We start from the raw sequence: 21,285 nt of genomic DNA on the forward strand, positions 1-21,285 counted from the left end.
GCTGGCCAGCGGGTTGGACGCCGTCATGCAGACAGGATTTTTCGTATTTTTTGCAAGCTTCTGGAAGCAAGATGCACACCACTGAGTTACCTGGTGCCACAAAATTACAGCACGCATTAATCGTATTCCTGCTGGTGTTCGGCCTGTGCCTGTTTGGCATTGTGAGCCGGCCCACCGGGCTGCTGTCCTCGTTTTGGCCGGCCAATGCGGTGCTGCTGGCGCTGCTGGTGCGTTATCCGGCGCTGGCCAGCCCCTGGGGTTGGCTGATGGCGATTCTGGGGTATATGGCGGCGGATCTGATCACCGGCAGCACGGTCGTGAAAGCCGCATTGCTCAATGGCGCCAACATTACCGGTGTCGCGGTCGGGTTTTTCCTGTTTATGCGTTTGTCGCCGCAGGTCAGAACGCTGGAACGCACCTCGTCCAGCATTTTTCTGTTCGCCATCTGCCTGACGAGCGCGACCGCCACGGGGTTAGTCGGTGCCGGGGCTTCGGTGCTGCTTTTCGACCGCCAATTCCTGCCCGCCATGGCGCTGTGGCTGTCTTCGGAGTTTACCCATTACATTACCCTGATGCCGTTTATCCTGACTTTCCCCACCGACTGGAAAGGTTACCTGCATAGCCTTAACCAGGCGGTGTTCCGCCGCAGCCAGTGGTACAGCATCTGTAGAAAAATGGCGGTGTTAATCCTGCTGCTGGTGGCGTGCATTTGCAGCGTCCTGATCGGCGGCCCCGGTGCGGTGATTTTCCCGATGCCGATCCTGTTGTGGCTGGCAATGACCTTTTCCTTGTTCAGCACCATGATCGCGGTGCTGGCCTATGTATTGTGGTGCCATTTCGCCATCGACATGGGGCTGATTGCGACCAATCTCGACATGAAGCTGTTGCAGAATACGGTATCGATGCGGCTTGGCGTGGCTTTGTTGGCGTTGGGCCCGATCGCCGTTGCCAGCATGAACTATGCCCGCAATGCATTGTTGCGCAGGCTGGAACATGTGGCGAATCACGATGCATTGACCCACGTATTAACCCGCAGCGCGTTTATGCAGCGCGGTACCAAGCTGGTCAGCCAGAAAGGGGAACACGTCTGCATCATGATGCTGGATATCGACTACTTTAAGTCGATCAACGATCGTTTTGGCCACGCCGGCGGTGACGCGGCGCTGCTGTCCTTCACGCGAGCCATTACCGCTGATCTACGCGATCAGGATCTGTTTGGTCGCATGGGTGGGGAAGAGTTTGCCATTGTTGCGCCGATAGCCCAGCAGCAGGACGCACTGTCACTGGCCGAGCGGCTGCGCCGTCGTGTGGAAATCGAATCCATCACCATGCCCGCCGGAACCTCGTTGCAAATTACCGTCAGTATCGGCATGGTTACCTGCATTGGTGGGTCAGGCCAAAACCTGGACAACCTGCTGAAAATCGCCGATCTGGCAGTCTACAAAGCTAAAAACAGCGGCCGCAATCGGGTCGCCACGCCAGAATTACTCTCCCGCGCTTATACCGACCTCTGAAGCCACCAGCAGCCTGAATGGTTGACCCCACTAATGGGGTCTAAAATGGTAGAGGGCACCGGCAACTCCGCCGGCGCCACCCCGACTGTCGAATCGACAAGAGGAATCTCCTATGAAATATGTTGATGGCTTTGTAGTGGCGGTGCCGGCCGCCAATAAGGAGGCGTATCTAAAACTGGCTGCTGCGGCAGCTCCTCTGTTTAAGGAATTCGGTGCCACACGCGTTGTTGAGTGTTGGGGCAATGATGTCCCCGACGGCAAACTTACCGATTTTCGTGGTGCGGTGAAGGCCGAAGCCGATGAAGTGGTGGTGTTCAGCTGGATTGAGTACCCCTCCAAGGCGGCGCGTGACGATGCCAACCAGAAGATGATGGCCGATCCGCGCATGAAAGCCTTGGGTGACCAAATGCCCTTTGACGGCAAACGCATGATTTTCGGCGGTTTCGAACCGATCCTGGATCAGTAGCGGAGGGGGATATCGTGAAAATCACCCAACACTTATGGTTTGAAAAAGATATGGATGCGGCGCTGCGGTGCTACATAGATTTGATCCCCGGCTCCTCCCTGACCTGGCATTCTAGCTTGCCCGCCGATACCCCCAGCGGCCCGGCTGGCAGCGTCAAACTGGCGACTTTTATTCTCTGCGACCAGCGCTATGCGGCGATTGAAGCCGGGCCCCTGGATCCGTTCAATCACAGCTTTTCCATCATGGTCGAGTGTGCGGATCAGGCGGAAGTGGATCGGCTGTGGGAAGCCCTGAGCGACGGTGGCAGCGTTGAACAGTGCGGTTGGCTGCGCGACCGCTGGGGATTGAGCTGGCAGATTGTGCCCAAACGGCTGACGGAGCTGATGGCTGACCCCGATAGCCTGAAGGTGAAAAGGGTCACCGAAGCGATGCTACGGATGGTCAAGCTGGATATCGCCGGGCTGGAAGCGGCGGCTCGTGAGTAATATGGCCTTGGCAAATGCCCCGCAGAAGGTACGCCTGCGGGGCGTTTTAGATGATTGCCTGTCATTCAAAACCTACCAAAAGTTTATAAATTGACGTAAATCACCTTATTGCATCAATACTGCTCATCTAAGGCTGATTTTTTATCATTTGTCAGCTCAGGCGAATCGCTGCACTCTAGGGCTAACCTTTTTGCAGCGCAGAGAAAAACAATGGAAAAGACACAGATTCAGCAATTAGTGACGCAATTCCCGCTGGTGCAGGAGCTGATCGACCTTAAGCCGGTGACCTGGTTCAATCCGCAAGCGACGACTTTGCAGGTCGGGCTGCCCCACGTCGGGCTGGGCGCTGAAGACGTCGCTGAGGCAGAACAGCGGCTGGCGCGTTTTGCGCCTTACCTGAGCGTAGCCTTCCCCGAAACTCAAGCCACTAAAGGGGTAATCGAGTCTGAGGTTGTCGCTCTGCCTGCGATGCAAACGGCATTGAATCAACGCTATGGCCTGACGCTGGGCGGGCGGTTACTGCTTAAAAAAGACAGCCATCTGCCAATCTCCGGTTCGATCAAGGCTCGCGGGGGTATTTACGAGGTGCTGGCGCATGCGGAAAAGCTGGCTCTGAAAGCCGGGCTGCTTCAGCTGACGGATGACTACGCCAAGCTGTTTTCGCCGGAGTTCCGCGAGTTTTTCGGTGGCTATCGCATTGCCGTAGGGTCGACTGGTAACCTAGGCATGTCAATCGGCATTATCAGCGCTCGCCTCGGCTTTAGCGTCAGCGTGCACATGTCGGCGGATGCCCGCGAATGGAAAAAGCAAAAGCTGCGCGATAACGGCGTCAACGTGGTGGAATATGAACAAGATTATGGGGTCGCCGTTGAACAGGGTCGTTTGCAGGCGGCGAGCGATCCACGCTGCTTCTTCATCGATGACGAAAATTCGCAAACGCTGTTCCTGGGCTATGCCGTGGCCGGTGGGCGGCTGAAACGCCAGTTTGCCGAGAGCGGCATTCGGGTCGATGCTCAGCATCCTTTGTTTGTTTATCTGCCCTGTGGCGTCGGCGGCGGTCCTGGCGGAGTGGCATTTGGCTTGAAACTGGCCTTCGGCGACCACGTACGCTGTATCTTTGCCGAGCCGACACATTCGCCTTGCATGCTGCTTGGTGTGCATACCGGGCTGCACGACGGTATCTCGGTCCAGGATCTGGGTATCGACAACCAGACTGCCGCGGATGGATTGGCGGTGGGGCGCGCCTCCGGTTTTGTCGGCCGTGCGATGGAACGTCTGCTTGCGGGGTTCTATACCCTGAGCGATGTGGAGATGTTTGCGCTGTTAGGCCTGTTGGATCGACATGAACATATCCGGCTCGAACCCTCAGCGCTGGCGGGTATGCCAGGGCCATGGCGCGTAGCGGCAGATGCGGAGTGGTTGGCGAGCCAGGGGTTGAATGAGGAGCAGATGAACCATGCTACTCACCTGGTGTGGGCAACCGGCGGCGGCATGGTGCCGGAAGCGGAGATGGCGAAATACCTGGCTGCGGCTCAGCAATCCCTTTAATGGCTCAGTAACGAAAGCTCCTGCGCGCCTTCCAACAGGATCGGCAAGATGCGGTCGGTCAGCTCGCTTAGCGGGACATGACCGGCCTGCACACCCACGTTTAATGCGGCGGTGACCCGCCCATCCATCGAGGCGATTGGCACGGCAATCGAACGCAGACCAATCTCCAGTTCTTGATCGTTTATCGCATAACCCTGCGCGCGAACCTTATCCAGTTCGTCGCGCAGTTTGTCGATCGAACCGATAGTGTATTGCGTATAGCGCACCAGGCTGATGCGCTGCAGGTAATCATCAAGCTTATCGGGTGGCAAATGGCTTAATAGCACGCGGCCCATTGAGGTGGCAAATGCCGGTAGGCGACTGCCTATGTTCAGATCAATTGTCATAATGCGCTCGGCAGAGGCGCGAGCGATATACAGAATATTGTCGCCGTCCAACGTGGCGATGGAGCAGGACTCATTCAACAACTGGCTGATGTGTTTCAGCACCGGCTGGGTGGCTTTAGCCAGCGGTGTGGCGCCAAGATAGGCGTGGGCCAGCGTCAGAATGCGCGGACGCAGCTCAAAATTCTTGCCGTCCTGCGCGTAGACGAAGCCTAATTTGTTAAGCGTATACAGGCAGCGGCGCACCGCCGCGCGCGGAATACCGGTTTTCTGGCTGATTTGGGAAATGGACATCAGGCGGCGCTGCGGGGTAAAAGCCTGGATCACCTCAAGACCGCGCGCCAGCGACGCCATAAAATTGGGATCGCCCTTGAAAGGATCGCCACTGGCAGGGGACAGTAAAGCATCAGGTGCGGAAATTTCTTCTCCGCCAGCGGTTTTTGTCATCACACAGGCTCCCTGGTTGGCACTTACAGTGTTACATAGCGCAGCGTTGCCATGACGGTCAATCGACGATTACGGATCACCTGATCTTCAGCAGCTTCATGGCTTTCGAACAGCGTATTGAAGGTATACCGGTTGGCCACATAGTGGAAACACAGGCTGCTGATCAAACGGTGCACATCTGTAGCGCTGACGTCCGCAATAAACAGTTGCGCTTGTTTACCTCGCTGCAAAATATCCTCAAGCAAGGTCAGTGCGCTTTGATTCAGCGCCTTGATGCGGAGCGACTGGCGAATGTACTGGCCGCGCATCATGTTCTCCATACAGATAACGCGGATGAAGTCAGGATGCTCAGCATGGTAATTGAAGCTTTCCTCTGCCAGACGGGCCATGGCTTCAACCGGGGGCAATGCGTGCAGATCCAGGCCCGATTCATGCGTGCGGATATGCTGATAGACATGCTCCAACACCTCTATGTAGAGCGACTCCTTATTCTTGAAATGATATACCACCATACGTTTGGTGGTGGCCGCATGCTCGGCGATGTTCTCCATGCGACCGCCTTTAAGGCCGGCTTCAGCAAACTCGCTCAGCGCCGCAGCGAAAATGCGCTGTTTCAGGCCAACGGGGTCATTTTTGCGCTTGGTGGCGGGCATCTCGTCATTCTTCAAAACATCAGTCACTTATCTTTTGGAGGGCACCGGTTAAGATTAACCGGGGTTCGCCGGCAATACAATCTGGCGCGTTAGCGCTTTGCGAAGCTCATCATGTTGAACCACCGTCAGATTACGCAGTAATAATAATGGCGCATCGGGATTATATCTGTATGTGATGATATATCCCCTATGGATTTTTAAAGTTTAGGCAACAGAACATGGAATAGGGGAGGTTAGATAACGTACCGAAAAGGAAATGCAAAAGCTTGGTGTTAATTTTTAATTTCCGCCGCGTGGGCGAGCTGATTAATTCTTTAGATATGACATTTTTGCATAAAAATCTTAATTCAGAGGAGAAAAAGTAAGCCACCCGCCGCTGACGGTGATTTGTACTGATGCTCGTTTTCACTGTCTTTTCTAGCCTCCTACGGTTTTGATATTCATTGTTATGAAGATGATTAAGAAGGAAGCGATCTGAACAAAGTGAGGGAGAGGGCAAGAAACTTCAATGTCGGACGTGTCTTCATTGATGCCAAAGCAAGGATATTATCGGCAAGTCGAATTGGGTATCCGCGGTTAATGGCACAATAGCAGGTGAAATATTGAAGCCAGACAGACAAAAAAAGCCGGAGGGTTGCAAAAGCCAGCGTAATGTCCTGGCTCAGGCTGACTTGCTCCATTTGGTATGCTCGGTAAACGGGAACATCAGGCCCAGAGCCGCTTTGACACGGGTTTCACTTGATAAAGCCCACCTGCAACGGTAGCTAAACCAAGGTGAAATTTTAGCATTTTTTACGATTTCACTTTTAATTTTACATTAACAACGCGGGTTTTGACTTCAATATTATTTTTTTTCACATGCCAGAGTGCAACTTTGGCGCTACTCTCATTTGGCAATGTCTGATCAAGGAAAATGCCATGCGTGGTATGCAGATTAACATAGGGATATGTTATGAATTACTCTGTTAATTCATTGGGTTTTATTATCTTAAAAGCCTCTCCCAAAACACTCTCTTTATATAATGCTGTAAAACGTTTTTTTACTTTCACGGAAGAATGCCCGGCTGAAATATTGCGCTCAAAACCCCAGAAAAATAAATTTCCGTGGTGATTAGGTTGTTTTTATTGTCATGGCTAATGCGCTGATTCTCGACGGCGATAATGCAGGGTACTTTCGATAGGAACACTCGTTCAAGAGAGGTTCTATCATTCCCATGTCGGGGTTAAGTTTCGTTACGGTATTTTACCGGGCCAATATTATATATCTGGTAAATATTTTTACTTATTCAGGAGCACACTCAATGAACCAGCGTTTGGACTTTATCGGTATTGGCATCGGTCCGTCCAACCTCAGTATTGCTGCGCTTGCTAGCGAAATCGAGGGATTCAGTTGCAAATTCCTCGAGCGCAAACCGCACTTTTCTTGGCATCCAGGCATGATCCTGGCAGAGAGCAGCATGCAGACGAATTTTTTAAAGGATCTGGTCACTGCCGTTGCCCCTACCAACCCTTATAGTTTTCTCAATTATCTGGTGAAGCGGAAAAAGTTCTACCGTTTCCTGACCACCGAGCAACGCACTGCGTCGCGCGAAGAGTTCGCCGACTACCTGAACTGGGCGGCAACGGGTTTGGACTCACTGGCGTTCAACCAGGAAGTCCAGCATGTGGCGTTTGATGACCAGCAACGACACTTTGTCGTCACCACCCAGAATGATGTGCTCTACGCCAAACACCTGTGCGTGGGGATTGGCAAGCAGATCAAACTGCCTGACTGCGTGACGCAGCAAAATGATCAATGCTTCCACGCCAGCGAAATGATGCTGCGCCAGCCGAATCTTACCGGAAAACGCGTGGCCATCGTGGGCGGGGGGCAAAGCGGTGCCGATCTGTTCCTGAACATTTTTAAAGGGGAATGGGGTCAGCCAGAACACCTGAGTTGGCTGTCCCGGCGCAACAATTACAACGCTCTGGATGAAGCGGCATTTGCTAACGAGTATTTTACGCCTGAGTATGTCGAGAAGTTCTGCACGCTGGGCAATGAGGCCAAACGGCACATGCTGCACGAGCAAAAAATGACCTCTGATGGCATCACCAGCGAGTCTCTGTTGGCGATTTATCGCGCCATGTATCATCGCTTCGATGTGCTCCGTGAGAAGCGCTGGGTCCAACTGTTGCCCAGCCGTTCAGTGACCGCCCTCAGCACCAAAGACAATGCCTATCGGTTGGAGACGCAGCATCACCTTGATCACGGTCGGGAAACCTTTGACGCCGACGTGGTGATTTTTGCGACCGGCTATCAACAGGCACGCCCGGCTTTTCTTGACTCCCTGGCCGGCGTTTTATCAACCACCGCTGATGGACAATACCGCATTGCCTCTGATTTTACCCTGGCACGACCAGGAGCCGAGGGGAACTGTTTGTTTGCCGTCAACGCCAGCATGCACCACCACGGCATTGCCGATCCCCAACTGAGCCTGATGGCTTGGCGTTCGGCCTGCATTCTCAATCGCGCCTTAGGCCGCAACCAGTTTGATTTAAGCACCACCCCGGCGGTGATCCAGTGGCGCAGTGAGCAAGAAAAAGCCACCGCTTCAGCTTCCTTTGGTGTCTAACCGTCACCGTTTTAATATTTTCGTCATAATGATGAGACAGGGCGTATGAGAAAAAACATTAATAAATTTATCATGAATCAACTGGCGACATTTACGCCGACGTTCAAGACAAAATTTATCTATAAAAAGGCATTTGGAAAAAAATTAAACCTTAATCCGCCGGTGACGTGGAACGAAAAAATCAACTACCTCAAACTGAACGGTTACAGCAAAAATGCGCTGGTCACGCAGTGTGCGGACAAATACGCCGTGCGCGAGTATTTGAAGGCGCAGGGATGCGAAGAGATTCTCAATGAGCTGTACTTCGCCTGCGACTCGGTCGATGAGATCCCTTGGGATTCTTTGCCCGACAAGTTTGTCATCAAAGGCAACCATGGCTCCGGTTACAACCTGATTTGCCAGGATAAAAGCAAGCTGGACATCGGGCGCGCCTCTAAAATCATAGATAACTGGATGCGGGAGGACTATTGGAAGGTCTACGCGGAATTAAACTACAAGAAAATCAATAAAAAGATAATCGGTGAGAAGTATATAGAGTCAGCGGGCGGTCATGGCCCCGAAGACTACAAAATATACTGCTTCAATGGCGTTCCATACTGCACGTTACTTTGTGTCGGCAGGGACAAGGGCATGCCGAAATATTACTTTTTCGATAAGGACTTCAAGTTTCTGTGCTACAGCCAAGACTGCCTGGCCCTTGGCCCAGAAGAGATTGCGGCTTTTGTTAAGCCGGAAGGTTACGATGACCTTTTTGACTACGCCAGAAAGCTCTCGGCGCCGTTTGAGTTTGTCCGTGTCGATTTCTATATCTCCAATGGCAAAGTCATCTTTGGCGAGTTGACCTTCACACCCTCAGCCGGGATTGATACGGATATCCTCGAACCCACGGATATTCTGCTTGGGGAGATGCTTAAACTGAAATAACCGCGTGTGTGTTCAATAGCCCGCAAGAGAAGTCCCCCCGACACCCTGTGGCCCCGCAGGGTGTTTTTATTGGTGCGCAGCCAGTCTTGTTTCTTCAATGTTAATCGGCTCACAGAATCCATGCTCCATCGCCTTACGTGAATGCGACGTATCTTTCTGAAACTAATCTGGTTATGTGAATGTCCCTCTTTTCTCGTTCGGTTATCGCACGCTAATTGATTTAACAATATTGAAACTTATAGCCGCCGATGCTTTGATAATTAGGCGATTAACGAACCAAGTTTCGATAATCGCACAATTAGCGGCTTTGCCAGGGGAACGCCTGGTCGTATCCGCAGGGTTTATTTCGCCAGACCAACCCAGGAAACGCTCTATGTCCCAGCCAAACACGTTAGAAATTCAGTCGTTTATCAATGAAAACCCTTTCTCACGTTACCAGTGGTTGATCCTGGTTCTGTGCTTTTTGACCGTGGCGTTGGACGGTTTCGACACCGCAATCATCGGTTTTATCGCTACCTCACTGGTACAGGACTGGGGGATTGAGAAAACCTCGCTGGGGCCGGTAATGAGTGCCGCCCTGGTCGGCCTGGCGGTTGGCGCGCTTACCGCCGGACCGCTGGCGGATCGTATCGGCCGCAAGAAGGTGCTGGTACTGTCGCTGATCCTGTTCGGCGGCTTCAGTTTATTGACGGCCTTTGCCACCACGCTGCCGATGCTGACGCTGTTGCGCTTTTTAACCGGCCTGGGATTGGGCGCAGCGATGCCGAACGCAGCCACTTTAATGTCGGAATATGCACCTGAGCGTAAACGGGCACTGTTGGTAAACCTGATGTTCTGCGGTTTTCCGCTGGGATCGTCGATGGGGGGCTTCGTCTCCGCCTGGCTGATCCCGCATTTCGGCTGGCAGAGCGTGATGGTGCTGGGTGGGGTAATGCCGCTGCTGCTGGCGGTGGTGTTGATTGTCGCGCTGCCGGAGTCCGCGCGATTTATGGTGGTGCGCGGCTACCCGGCGCAGCGTATCGCTGCCGTACTTAAGCGTATTGCACCGCTCAATCTCGCCGAACCGCTGCACTTTAGCCTGAGTGAAAACGGGCAGGTAAAGAACAAGTCGGCGCTGGGGGTGATTTTCTCCCCTCGTTATCTGTTGGGGACGCTGATGCTGTGCCTGACTTATTTTATGGGACTGATGATTTTCTACCTGTTGACCAGCTGGTTGCCGCTGCTGATCCGTGAAACCGGGGCTTCTATCCGTCAGGCATCGCTGATTACCGCGCTGTTTCCTTTGGGCGGCGGTATTGGCGTGCTGATCATCGGTTGGCTGATGGATCGCATGAACCCGCACAAGGTGGTGGCGGTGGGCTATCTGCTGACCGGAGTGTTCGTCTGCGCGATTGGCTATGTCTACACCGATCCGTTGCTGATGGCCGTGACAGTCTTTATCGCAGGAACCTGCATGAATGGCGCTCAGTCTTCGATGCCTGCACTGGCCGCCGGTTTCTATCCCACCCAGGGACGGGCGACCGGTGTCGCCTGGATGCTGGGGCTGGGACGCTTCGGCGGCATTCTGGGGGCCATGAGCGGCGGGGTACTGATGCAAATGCAGCTGTCGTTCAGCACCATTTTTACCCTGTTGGCGATCCCTGCACTGGTGGCGGCACTGGCGCTGGTAGCCAAACACTTTTCCAGCAAAGCGGCGGCATTGCCCGGTTCGCTCAACAAAGCCTTATAAGGAGATAATCATGCGGACACAAATAGCGATTATTGGTGCCGGTCCAGCCGGATTGATGTTGTCGCACCTGCTGCATCTGCAAGGCATCGAGTCGGTAGTGCTGGAGTCACGCAGCCAACAGGCGGTGGAATCGACCATTCGCGCCGGGGTACTCGAACAGGGAACGGTGGATTTGCTCAATCAAACCGGGCTGGGTGAACGCATGCGTAGAGAAGGGGCGCAACATCATGGCATCCGGCTGGCATTTGGTGGCCAACAATACCGGATCGACTTGACGGAACTGACCGATCGGGCGATCACCGTTTATGCTCAGCACGAGGTGCTGAAAGATATGATTGCCGCACGGCAGGCCGCGCAGGGGCAACTCCATTTTGAGGTGGAGGAGGTGGCGCTGAAGGGGCTGGACGGCGAAAGGCCGCAGGTACATTACCGCCACAACGGCGAACAACGACGGCTTGACTGCGATTTTGTCATTGGTTGCGACGGGTTCCATGGCATCAGCCGGGCCGCGATGCCCGGTGGGCTGCGTCAGGACTACACCCGGGTTTATCCCTTCGGCTGGTTCGGCATTTTGGTGGACGCGCCGCCGTCCAGCGACGAACTGATCTACGCCAGCCATTCACGCGGATTTGCGCTGATCAGCACCCGTTCGCCGGGCGTGCAGCGCATGTATTTCCAGTGTGATCCGGCGGAGAATGTTGACCACTGGTCAGACGATCGCATCTGGAACGAACTGGAAAGCCGGCTGGAAAATCACGATGGCTGGTCGCTGAAAAAGGGACGTATCTTCCAGAAAAACGTGGTTGGCATGCGCAGCTTCGTCACTGAGCCTATGCGCTGCAAGCGCCTGCTGCTGGCCGGGGACTCGGCGCATATCGTGCCGCCGACCGGGGCAAAGGGGTTGAACCTGGCAATGGCGGACGTCTGCCTGTTGTCGCAGGCGCTTGAGGCATTTTACCGGCATAAGAGCTGGCGGCAACTGGACAGCTACAGCGATGATGCCCTGCAACGGGTTTGGCGCGCCGAGCATTTTTCCTGGTGGATGACCAATATGCTGCACACCCACCAGGACGACAGCGCATTCCAGCAACGCCTGCAGCTTTCGGAACTGCAATACACCGTGAAGTCACGCAGCGCCATGACGGTGCTGGCGGAAAACTACGTCGGTTCGCCCTTTCAGATGATGTGAGTGAACACCATGGCTGGCCGGAGCCCGCCATGGTGGAAGGGATCAGAGCGGGGCGGAGGGGGATGCCGTTTGATCGTAGCCCCCCCAGACTGACTGATCGAAGTTAACGATAGAACCGGTCATCAGGCCGGATTCATCGCTGGCCAGGAAAGCGACGGTACGTGCCACTTCTTCTGGCTGAATCAAACGACCAAAAGGCTGCTCGGCGGCGGCTTTTTCCAGCCAGTTATCCTCGGCACCATGATATTGCTTCATTATGCGGTCTTCCCCTTCGGATGCCATCCACCCGATGTTCAGACCATTGACGCGGATCCGGTTGCGTAACAGGGCGTAGGCGGTGTTGCGTGTCAACGTAGCCAATGCACCTTTCGACGAACAGTAGGCGGAGATAAAAGGCTGCCCGGCCAACGCTGACATGGAACAGATGTTAACAATGCTGCCCGCCGTATTTTCACGACGCATAATTTTTATCGACTCTTGCATCAGATAAAACGGCCCGCGAACATTGGTGGCAAACATCTTGTCGAACAGCTCGGGTGCCGTATCGATGATGGTGCCGCGATCGGTCATGCCCCCGGCGTTGACCAGAACATCGACGCGGCCAAATAATTCATCTGTTTTAGCGATAACCTGGCGACAGTCTTCCACGGAAGATAAATCGGCGCGTACAAAAATCACTGGGGTGTCAGTTTCTGCATTTAACCTCTCAGCGATTTCTGCGCCTTTTGCCTGGTTTCTTCCGCAAATAATCACTCCAGCAGCCCCTTGCTGGCTAAAATGGCGCGCGATTGCGGCCCCCAGCCCCTGCGTGCCACCGGTGATGACAGCCACTTTTCCGACTAACTGATCCATCATATATCTCCTTCTGTATAGCGATAGCCTGCCGCGCTGAGCGCTTTGCACAGGGTGTTATAGCCGAGACGGGCATACTCAAGGGGCGGCGCTTTGGCCGGATCCTGTTCGGCTTCAACCACAAACCATCCCTGATAACCTATAGCGGCAAGCTTATTAATGACGGCGGTGAAGTCGATGGATCCATCACCCGGTACGGTATAAACCCCCTTCAATACGGCATCCAGAAAAGAGTCTTTATGGCGGTCGATACCGTTTAGCACATCCGAACGGACATCTTTGGTATGCACATGGATGATGCGATCGCCATGTTTTTCCAGCACTCTGACAGGGTCCACGCCGGCGAACACCAAATGTCCGGTATCAAATAACAGGCCAACGTCTTTACTGGTTGCCGCCATTAAGCGGTCAATATCCTGTTCATCTTCAATTGCCGTGCCCATATGATGATGGAAGGCGAGCGGCACGCCGAAATCCTTGCAGAAGGCGGCGAATCGAGACAGTTTGTCGCCGTACTCGCTGATTTCTGCGTCGGACAACCGACGTCGTTCAGCCAGGGGGACGTTCTGCCGGTTCTGGATGGTACCGGCAGTTTCTCCGTAAACCAGGCAGGCGGCACCGCAGTCGCGGAAAAGTTGCATTTGTGGCAGCGAGCGGCTGATTTCTTCGTTCAGGCTGTTATCAAGCAGCGTGCCCGAATACCATCCCGAGACCAGTTCAAGCTGGAAGTATTTCAGGGTAGGTTTGAGCTCCTCACTGGTTTTTGGGAATTTGCCGCCCGTTTCAACGCCCTGAAACCCCGCAAGGTGGCTTTCAAACAGGCAGGTTGCCAACGAGGTTTCACCTCCTAGCTGAGGGAGATCGTCATTCGACCAAGCGATAGGCGCGATGCCAAGCTTTGCTTTAAGAACCATGTTCTGCCCCTTCTTTAAATGCCGATACGCTGATTTTTGCGTCCTTCGAGATGTTCGCGATGCGCCTGGTTAACGCTCTCGCGCTCGCTCACTTCCGGCACGCCGACATCCCACCATGCATCTCCGGGCGTCCAGTGGTGGGCGTCGGTGGCAATGGAAATTACCGTGGTACGATCGTTGCCTTTGGCCCATTTAAGGGCGTCTTCAAGCTGTTCGAGCGAGGTCACCTTGCGGGCATAAGCCCCCATCGACTCGGCATTGGCGACGAAATCCACCGGGAAAGGCTCTTTCACGCGGCAATCCTTCAACAGGTTATTGAAGGAAGCACCGCCTTTGGCGTTCTGCAAACGGTTGATCACCGCATAACCGCCGTTGTCGCACACCAGTAAAATAAATTTATGACCGGACAGTACGCTCGAATAGATATCTGAGTTCATCATCATGTAGGTGCCGTCCCCAATCATGACGAAGACATCCTGTTTTTTGCCCGCCATGGCGGCTCCCCAGCCTGCAGAGAGCTCATAACCCATACAGGAAAAACCGAACTCGCAATCGAAGGTGCCGGGATCTTTGACACGCCAGCCTTTCACCAACTCGCCAGGCAGCCCGCCGGCGGCACTGATGATGTAATCTTCCGGCGCCGCCACTGCATTCACCACGCCGATCACCTGGGCGTAGCTGGGGACATCGGTGGTGACCCCAGGTTCTTGGGTTTTTGCAATCAGTGCGTTCCAGTCAGCAAAAGCCGCTCGTCCCTTAGCCAACCAGGCGGGCGCGGCCACCCATTCGCCCAGTGCATGATTTAGCTCGATGATCCCTTCGCGGGCATCGCACACCAGCGGAATAGCGCGGTGTTTATGCGCATCAAAGCGCGCAGCATTGAGTGAAATGAACTGTGCCTGTTGATCGAATACCGTCCATGAACCGGTGACGAAATCCATCAACCGGGTTCCTATGGCGACCACGACATCGGCTCGGGAAGCCAACTCATTGGCTGAGGTGGAACCAAGGATACCAATTGGCCCCATATGGATAGGGTGGTCGTGCGTAAAAGCGCCTTTACCGGCAATGGTTTCCACGACGGGTATGCCATGGCGAACCGCGAAAGCCTCCAGTTCAGCTTCGGCCTGAGAGTAGCGCACGCCTCCACCAGAGACAATCAATGGGCGTTTGGCGTTCATCAGGCATTGTGCTGCGTGAGCAAGCTGAAGGCGATCGGGCCGTGGACGAGGCATCAGATGCAACTGCGGGGCGAAAAAGGCTTCCGGGTAATCCCAGGCCATTTCCTGCACGTCCTGACACATGCCGATAAAGGCCGGGCCGCAGTCGCCCGGATCCAGCATGGTGGCCACGGCCTGCGGCAGCGAGGACACGATTTGTTCAGGATAGGTGATGCGGTCCCAATAGCGGCTTACCGTTTTGAAAGCATCGTTGATGGTTTGTGTCGGATCGTTGAAATGCTCGATCTGTTGCATTACCGGATCCGGATGCCGCCGCGCAAAGCTGTCGCCGCAAATCATCAGCATGGGCAAACGGCTGGTGTGCGCGACGCCGGCAGCGGTTAGCAGGTTGGCGGTACCCGGACCGATCGACGCGGTAACCACCATGATCTGCCTGCGAACCATCGCCTTGGCAAAACCAATAGCCGCAAAACCCATCGATTGTTCATTTTGGCCGCGCCAGGTTGGCAATATATCCTGTACCGCTTCCAGCGCTTCACCCAGACAGGTGACGTTGCCATGGCCAAAAATCCCATACACGCCGGGAAAAAGCGGGACGCGTTCGCCCTCGATTTCCGTAAACTGGTTGCTCAGATAACGAACGACTGCCTGAGCCGCTGTACAACGAATCTTGGCCATATCTTCCCCCATTCGGATTGGACGCCTGAAAGCAGCATGATTATTTTTTTTGCATTTTAAATTGCTGTTTATTTTAATTGGCAATAAAAATTGCAAATTCAAACGACAAGACTCCCATCCCGACAGGGCAGAAGTCTGTTTTAAACGTGACTCAACTGCGATGACGCTTGCGGTTCCCCTCAGTGCGCTTTTCACGCTCGGTAATGGTTTCAATGCAGGGCTGGGCTTTTTCCGGCTGTAATGCCGCAGCCAATGCCATCGCAATGCTCTGCGCCAGACACACCGGCGCCGCCAGAGATCGCGAAAAACTGTATTCTTCTTCCGGTATGGTAAACAGCACTTTTGCACTTTTCGCCAGTGGTGAAAGCTGACTGTCAGTAATGGCCACAATAGGGATGCCACGCGCACCGGCATCATCCGCAATGGCGATCACTTCTTTCGCGTAATGGCGAAATGCTATGGCAATAAGCACATCATTTTCCAGCATATTGTTGGCCATTTGCGGTGCCAGTCCCCCGGCAGCATCCAGCAGTATCACGCGACGATTGAGCATGGTTAAAAGGTACCGCATCAGCGACGCGACAGGTTCGGAGCGCAGCTGGCCGGCAATATAGACAGTTTCAGCCTCCTTCAGCAGATGGGCGGTCTCATCGAGATCCTGTTCGGTGATGTTATTCAATAACTCCTGCAGCGTTGCGATATCACGAATGACCAGACTTTGCAGGAAACCCAAGCTGCCTTTTTCATCATTTTTTCGCAGATCATTTTCCAGTGCGGTGATCCGCTCGTTGTAACCGGGCGCTGCCGTAGCCAACCGCGTCTGGAAAACGCTCTGCATCTGTTTAAAACCGCTATAACCAAAAGCCTGGGCAAAACGCACCAACACCGATGGATGTAATCCGCATTTGGCCGCCACGGCGTTAATCGACTCCAGAGCAACCGTATTGGGGTTCTGGGTTATGTAGCGTGCCGCCTGCTGATAGCGCTCCGACAACTGCGGATAGCGTCGGGTGATTTCGTTGACGACCTGCTCGTAATTGTCATGAGGTAGCGGTTTCAGCGCGGCCAGAGTTCGGTCTGTTTTTTTCACCATCAGAATTTCCTTTCCAGGCATTAGCCAGTCATTTTCCAGCACGCTACAGCAATAAAAATTGCAAGTAAAACTCACATGCAATTATTTCTATCTCATTTGCCTTGGGCTGGGAAAAATTCTTCGTGAGATTTGTGATTCATCTCTAAAATATTTATTTCAATTACGGGTGTGCATTGAAATTTTCAAACCAAAATAATTTTTAATGTCTTGATATATTTGAGTTTAAATCGATTTTAATAATGATTTTTTGCCCAAGGTGATGTTGTTGCAACTTTTATTGCTGTGTGTCAAGTATTGCAAATATTGATGCTTTAGCGGCACTCTGCCGAAGCAAAATGCTGAGGGACAACCCATCATGTATGACAATTTTGGACAGTTTATCAACGGTGAGTGGTGTACCGGCCGTGGCACCGAAAGGATAACGGTGATCGACCCGGGCAAGGGCTGCGAGTTGGGTCAGATTAAGGCGGCGTCTGCGGTGGATACGCTGGTTGCGTTGGACTGTGCCGATCGAGCATTTCCCGGCTGGAAAAACACACCGGCCTGGCAACGCGCGGATCTGCTTCAGGCGGTAGCGCGTGCCATGGTGGCGATAACGCAAGAAGCTGCAGTGATGGTTTCGAAAGAAAGTGGCAAACCCTTGGCGCAGGCAAAACGTGAATGGGAGCTGTCTGTCGATCAGTTTATTTGGCATGCGGAAGAGGCGCGGCGCATCTATGGGCGAATTGTCGAAAGTCGCGTTCCCGCAGGCCGCTGCGAAGTCCTGCATGAGCCGATCGGCGTGGTGGCGGCGTTCACCGCCTGGAATTTCCCGGTGGTATTGGTGGCTCGCAAACTGGCCCCCGCACTTGCCGCAGGCTGTACGGTGGTGTTGCGTCCTTCGAGTGAAGTACCGGGTTCCGCGATGCTGATCTTCGAATGTTTGCGTCAGGCTGGGCTGCCGGCCGGCGTCGCCAACCTGGTGGTGGGGCCGACCGCAACCACCTATGGGCCTTTAATGTCATCGCCAACGGTCAGGAAGGTTTCCCTGACTGGCTCTACGCAAATCGGTCGGCAGATGATCCGCGATTCTGCATCAACCATCAAGCGGCTCAGCATGGAGTTGGGCGGCAATGCGCCAGTAGTCATTTTTAACGACGCCGATATCGATAAAGCGCTAGATCTCTCAGTTGCCACGAAATTTGCCAACAGTGGTCAGGTGTGTGTAACCGGCGATCGTTTTTATGTTCATGAACACTGCTATCAGGCCTTTGTGGAAGGCTTTGCTCGGCGAGCCAGCCAGCTGAATGTGGGTTATGGGCTCGATGAAGGCACCACCATGGGGCCGCTTATCAACATGAAACGGCTTCACGCGATCGAAGACATCGTTACCGACGCGCGCGCCAAAGGCGGAAGAGTGGTGACTGGCGGGCATCGTCTTGAACTTGGCGGGGGCTATTTTTATGCGCCCACGGTGATTGCCGATTTACCCGACGATGCGCTCGCAATGGCTGAGGAGAATTTCGGCCCCATTGCGGCAATCACTTCTTTTAGCGACAGCGAAGCCTTATGGGACAGGGTTAACAATTCCAATTTTGCTCTCTCGGCCTATGCCTTTACGCGAGATCCTGCTCGGATCCGCGAAGCCGTTTCTCGCTTCGAGTCCGGCATGGTGGGGATCAACAGCTATGCGCTGGCAGCGGCTGAAGTGCCGTTCGGGGGGATCAAGGCCAGCGGTATGGGACGTGAAGGGGGTTCAGAAGGTATCCACGACTACATGAACACCAAACTTGCACAGATCGTGGTTTAAGGAGCCGCAATGAAACGCAATAACGTCAAAAAGCGTTGGGATGAGGGGCAAACGGTGTTGAACGGCTGGCTGAGCGTTGCCAGCGCCTTTACCGCCGAGATTATGGCTGAGCAGGGGTACGATGCGCTCACGATAGACCTCCAGCATGGGTTTGTCGGTTACGAGCAGGCAACCCATATGCTGCAGGCGATGCGCGCCAGCGGTATAGCCCCGCTGGTCAGGGTGCCCTGGCTCGAACCGGGCATGATCATGAAAGCGCTGGATGCCGGAGCCTGGGGCATTATCTGCCCGATGGTAAACACTGCCGAGCAGGCCCGCACCCTGGTTTCCTGCGTGCGTTATCCCCCCACTGGCAGCCGGAGTTTCGGCCCCACCCGTGCGGTGATTTCTGCCGGATCGGACTATGGTCAATTTGCCGATGAGCAGGTGGTCTGTCTGGCTATGATCGAGACGGCCGAGGCCGTTGAAAATATCGAATCCATTGTGGCTACGCCAGGTCTGGACGGCGTTTACATCGGCCCGGCGGATCTGACGCTTGGCTTGACCGGTCGAAAATACCGTACCGGGTTTGACCGAGACGAGCCCGAAATCATCGAAGCCATAAAGCATATCCTGGCCACGGCGCATCGTGCAGGCAAGAAGGCAGGGTTGCATAACGGCACTGCCGCCTATGCCGCGCAAGCCGCTGAATGGGGCTTTGACCTGGTGACGGTATCCAACGACGTACAACTACTGCGGTCCGCGGCTTCAGCCAGCGTGGCGCAGTTTCGTCAGTTGAATGGCGAAGTCAAAGACGCAGAGCACGCCGTTCGGGGAGGGTACTGAAATGCCGCATGTACTGGTGGCCGGAAAAATCCACGATGCCGGTTTGGCCATCTTACGCAACGCACCTGGCTTTACGGTACAGCTGGTGGCGGAAGTGAGCGTGGAAAGTTACGCGCCTTATCTTGCCGAGGCCGATGCATTGTTGATTCGCACCCAACCCTTGAGCGCGAAAGAAATCCAGACGGCTCGGCGACTCAGGATCGTTTCGCGCCATGGCGTGGGCTATGACTCGGTGGACGTGGCGGCTTTGACCGAACGACAGATCCCACTGACCATTATCGGCGATGTCAATTCACTGTCGGTAGCTGAACATACCTTCTCCTTGCTGTTGGCTTTGGCTAAACGTCTCTGTTACTTCGACCGCAGTATTCGTGAAGGTGAATGGAACAGACGCAACGGGTTTTCCGCGATGGAAATGGCCGGAAGGACGCTGTTCATCCTGGGTTTCGGCCGTATTGGCAGGGAGGTGGCCCGGTTGGCTAAAAGTTTCCGCATGCGGGTTACTGCCTACGATCCCTATCTTCCAGACGAGGTGTTTACCCAGCTCGGCGTTGAACGAATGGGTGACATCAGCACAGGGCTGAAGACCGCCGATGCGGTCACTGTTCACCTTCCACTCAGTGACGAGAAACCGCTGATTGGCCGACAGCAGTTGGCGATGATGAAACCAGGCGCACTGTTGATCAACACCGCACGAGGGGGAATTGTCGATGAAGAGGCGCTCGCGGAAGCCTTGCAAAGCGGACATCTCGGCGGCGCCGGTTTAGACGTGCTGAAACAGGAGCCGGCAAACCTGGGTTCGACACTGTTAGCGCAAACTGAACGGCTGATCCTCACGCCACACTCTGCCGGGCTCACTGCAGAGGCGGCGATGCGAATGTCAGTGTCGGCCGCCTCCAATATCCTCGATTTTTTCAATGGTCAGCTCGAGAGCGGACTGGTGGTTAATCAGCAGGCCCTGAAGCTTCATGGGCACCAATAACTGACTTCTTATGGAGACTGTCATGATCAGAATTGCGATTCTCGGCGCCGGGCGTATCGGTCAGGTACATGCGGCGAATGTGGCTCGTCATAACGATGCATTTCTTGCCGCTGTTGCAGACCCTGTTATCGAAAATGCCCAAGCGTTGACCGCGGGCTGGGGGGGCGTTGCGTTAGCGGACCCGCTTGAAGCCATTCAAAACCCTGATATTGATGCCGTCATCATAGGCACACCCACGCATACCCATATTGATCTGATGCTGGCCGCGGCTAAAGCCGGCAAGGCGGTGCTGTGCGAAAAGCCGGTGGATTTGGATATCAACAAGGCGTATGCGGCGCAAAGGGCACTGGGCGAGCATGCCAGTCAGGTCATGCTGGGCTTCAATCGCCGGTTTGATCTGGGGTTTAGTGAGATTAACCAACGTATCCGCAGTGGCGATATTGGCGACCTTCATCAGGTGATCATTACCAGTCGAGATCCTGGATTGGCGCCCATGGGCTATTTGAAAAACTCGGGAGGAATTTTCCGCGACATGGTGATCCACGATTTTGACCTTGCCCGCTGGATCCTGGGCGAAGAGCCGGTGGAGGTGTTTGCAACCGGCAGCCGTCTGTTCGCCCCCGAACTGGAGGCGTTGGGCGATTATGACACTGTAATGGTGCAATTGCGCACCGCCTCAGGCAAACAGTGTCAGATCAACTGCAGTCGCCAGGCAATCTATGGCTATGACCAACGTATGGAGGTGTTCGGTTCCGGGGGGATGTTGTTGAATGACAACCTGCGGGCGACTCCGGTTAGACGTTATAGCAGGCAAGAAACCGAAGCGCGTGGGCCATTGCTTAACTTCTTCATGGAGCGCTATTGCGATGCCTACCGGCTGGAAATAGACGCTTTTATCTCGGCAATTAAGCAGGGCACACCTATGCCGATCACGGTGCATGACGGTTGCATGGCCCTGAGGTTGGCGGATGCCGCTCAGCTTTCCGCAGACTCTCATGCGGCTGTGGCGCTGGATTGAGGA

Annotated in this window: 18 protein-coding genes; 12 read left to right on the forward strand and 6 right to left on the reverse strand. The window is 54.3% G+C overall.

The annotated features are described in order from the left end of the window. The first annotated feature begins 71 nt into the window (after positions 1-71). From M2407_RS16965 to M2407_RS16980, 4 genes are all read left to right on the forward strand, one after another. Complete coding sequence (locus M2407_RS16965) at positions 72-1,514, forward strand: GGDEF domain-containing protein (RefSeq protein WP_048758821.1); 1,443 nt, start codon at positions 72-74, stop codon at positions 1,512-1,514. Positions 1,515-1,626: 112 nt separating this feature from the next. After that, positions 1,627-1,980, forward strand: coding sequence for a DUF1428 domain-containing protein (locus M2407_RS16970; protein WP_116690429.1), 354 nt, complete (start codon positions 1,627-1,629; stop codon positions 1,978-1,980). Between the two features lie 14 nt (positions 1,981-1,994). Further along, positions 1,995-2,465: a VOC family protein gene (locus M2407_RS16975; RefSeq protein ID WP_259218676.1), complete on the forward strand. Its 471-nt coding sequence runs from the start codon at positions 1,995-1,997 to the stop codon at positions 2,463-2,465. Between the two features lie 210 nt (positions 2,466-2,675). Then, the gene (locus M2407_RS16980) at positions 2,676-4,013 is read left to right on the forward strand and encodes a D-serine ammonia-lyase (protein WP_128865236.1); all 1,338 of its coding nucleotides are present in this window, start codon (positions 2,676-2,678) and stop codon (positions 4,011-4,013) included. On the opposite strand, the gene M2407_RS16985 is transcribed toward M2407_RS16980, so the two are convergent. Together M2407_RS16985 and M2407_RS16990 are read right to left on the reverse strand one after the other, a co-directional pair. After that, a complete protein-coding gene (locus M2407_RS16985) occupies positions 4,010-4,843 on the reverse strand; it encodes an IclR family transcriptional regulator C-terminal domain-containing protein (protein ID WP_130015783.1) in 834 nt (277 codons plus the stop codon). The two genes, M2407_RS16980 and M2407_RS16985, sit on opposite strands and share 4 nt — an antisense overlap. Positions 4,844-4,866: 23 nt before the next feature. Continuing rightward, positions 4,867-5,496, reverse strand: coding sequence for a TetR/AcrR family transcriptional regulator (locus M2407_RS16990; RefSeq protein WP_259218821.1), 630 nt, complete (start codon positions 5,494-5,496; stop codon positions 4,867-4,869). Between the two features lie 1,301 nt (positions 5,497-6,797). Here M2407_RS16990 and M2407_RS16995 point away from each other — a divergent pair. From M2407_RS16995 to M2407_RS17010, 4 genes are all read left to right on the forward strand, one after another. Further along, the gene (locus M2407_RS16995; RefSeq protein ID WP_259218677.1) at positions 6,798-8,108 is read left to right on the forward strand and encodes a lysine N(6)-hydroxylase/L-ornithine N(5)-oxygenase family protein; all 1,311 of its coding nucleotides are present in this window, start codon (positions 6,798-6,800) and stop codon (positions 8,106-8,108) included. A 45-nt stretch (positions 8,109-8,153) separates the two neighbouring features. Beyond that, positions 8,154-9,032, forward strand: a complete 879-nt coding sequence (locus M2407_RS17000; RefSeq protein WP_130015781.1) for an ATP-grasp fold amidoligase family protein — start codon at positions 8,154-8,156, stop codon at positions 9,030-9,032. 373 nt (positions 9,033-9,405) lie between these two features. Further along, on the forward strand, positions 9,406-10,761 hold the full coding sequence (locus M2407_RS17005) for an MFS transporter (protein ID WP_130015780.1): 1,356 nt from the start codon (positions 9,406-9,408) through the stop codon (positions 10,759-10,761). Positions 10,762-10,771: 10 nt separating this feature from the next. Continuing rightward, positions 10,772-11,950 carry a 4-hydroxybenzoate 3-monooxygenase gene (locus M2407_RS17010; RefSeq protein ID WP_259218679.1) on the forward strand — a complete coding sequence of 393 codons (1,179 nt, stop codon included), beginning with the start codon at positions 10,772-10,774 and terminating at the stop codon, positions 11,948-11,950. Positions 11,951-11,992: 42 nt separating this feature from the next. Here M2407_RS17010 and M2407_RS17015 read toward each other — a convergent pair whose 3' ends face one another. The 4 genes from M2407_RS17015 to M2407_RS17030 form a co-directional block, all read right to left on the reverse strand. Then, positions 11,993-12,802, reverse strand: a complete 810-nt coding sequence (locus tag M2407_RS17015) for an SDR family oxidoreductase (protein ID WP_128865260.1) — start codon at positions 12,800-12,802, stop codon at positions 11,993-11,995. After that, positions 12,802-13,716 carry a myo-inosose-2 dehydratase gene (gene iolE, locus M2407_RS17020; RefSeq protein ID WP_128865241.1) on the reverse strand — a complete coding sequence of 305 codons (915 nt, stop codon included), beginning with the start codon at positions 13,714-13,716 and terminating at the stop codon, positions 12,802-12,804. The genes M2407_RS17015 and iolE overlap by 1 nt, the downstream gene beginning before the upstream one ends. Before the next feature lie 14 nt (positions 13,717-13,730). Then, a complete protein-coding gene (gene iolD / locus M2407_RS17025) occupies positions 13,731-15,575 on the reverse strand; it encodes a 3D-(3,5/4)-trihydroxycyclohexane-1,2-dione acylhydrolase (decyclizing) (protein WP_217331286.1) in 1,845 nt (614 codons plus the stop codon). 151 nt (positions 15,576-15,726) lie between these two features. Further along, the gene (locus tag M2407_RS17030; protein ID WP_259218682.1) at positions 15,727-16,668 is read right to left on the reverse strand and encodes a MurR/RpiR family transcriptional regulator; all 942 of its coding nucleotides are present in this window, start codon (positions 16,666-16,668) and stop codon (positions 15,727-15,729) included. 355 nt (positions 16,669-17,023) lie between these two features. On the opposite strand from M2407_RS17030, the gene M2407_RS17035 reads away from it, so the two are divergent. Genes M2407_RS17035 through iolG form a run of 4 tightly spaced genes read left to right on the forward strand, consistent with a single transcriptional unit; the run spans position 17,024 to position 21,282 of the window. Then, positions 17,024-18,457: an NAD-dependent succinate-semialdehyde dehydrogenase gene (locus M2407_RS17035; RefSeq protein ID WP_020826971.1), complete on the forward strand. Its 1,434-nt coding sequence runs from the start codon at positions 17,024-17,026 to the stop codon at positions 18,455-18,457. A 9-nt stretch (positions 18,458-18,466) separates the two neighbouring features. Next, entirely contained in the window at positions 18,467-19,282 is an 816-nt protein-coding gene (locus tag M2407_RS17040) for an HpcH/HpaI aldolase/citrate lyase family protein (protein ID WP_128865243.1), read from the forward strand. A gap of 1 nt (position 19,283) precedes the next feature. After that, a complete protein-coding gene (locus M2407_RS17045; RefSeq protein WP_130015776.1) occupies positions 19,284-20,264 on the forward strand; it encodes a hydroxyacid dehydrogenase in 981 nt (326 codons plus the stop codon). A 22-nt stretch (positions 20,265-20,286) separates the two neighbouring features. After that, positions 20,287-21,282, forward strand: coding sequence for an inositol 2-dehydrogenase (gene iolG / locus M2407_RS17050; RefSeq protein ID WP_259218685.1), 996 nt, complete (start codon positions 20,287-20,289; stop codon positions 21,280-21,282). The last annotated feature ends 3 nt before the right edge of the window (positions 21,283-21,285 follow it).

The sequence above is a fragment of the Serratia sp. BIGb0234 genome, from assembly GCF_024809915.1.
Classification (GTDB): domain Bacteria; phylum Pseudomonadota; class Gammaproteobacteria; order Enterobacterales; family Enterobacteriaceae; genus Serratia; species Serratia liquefaciens.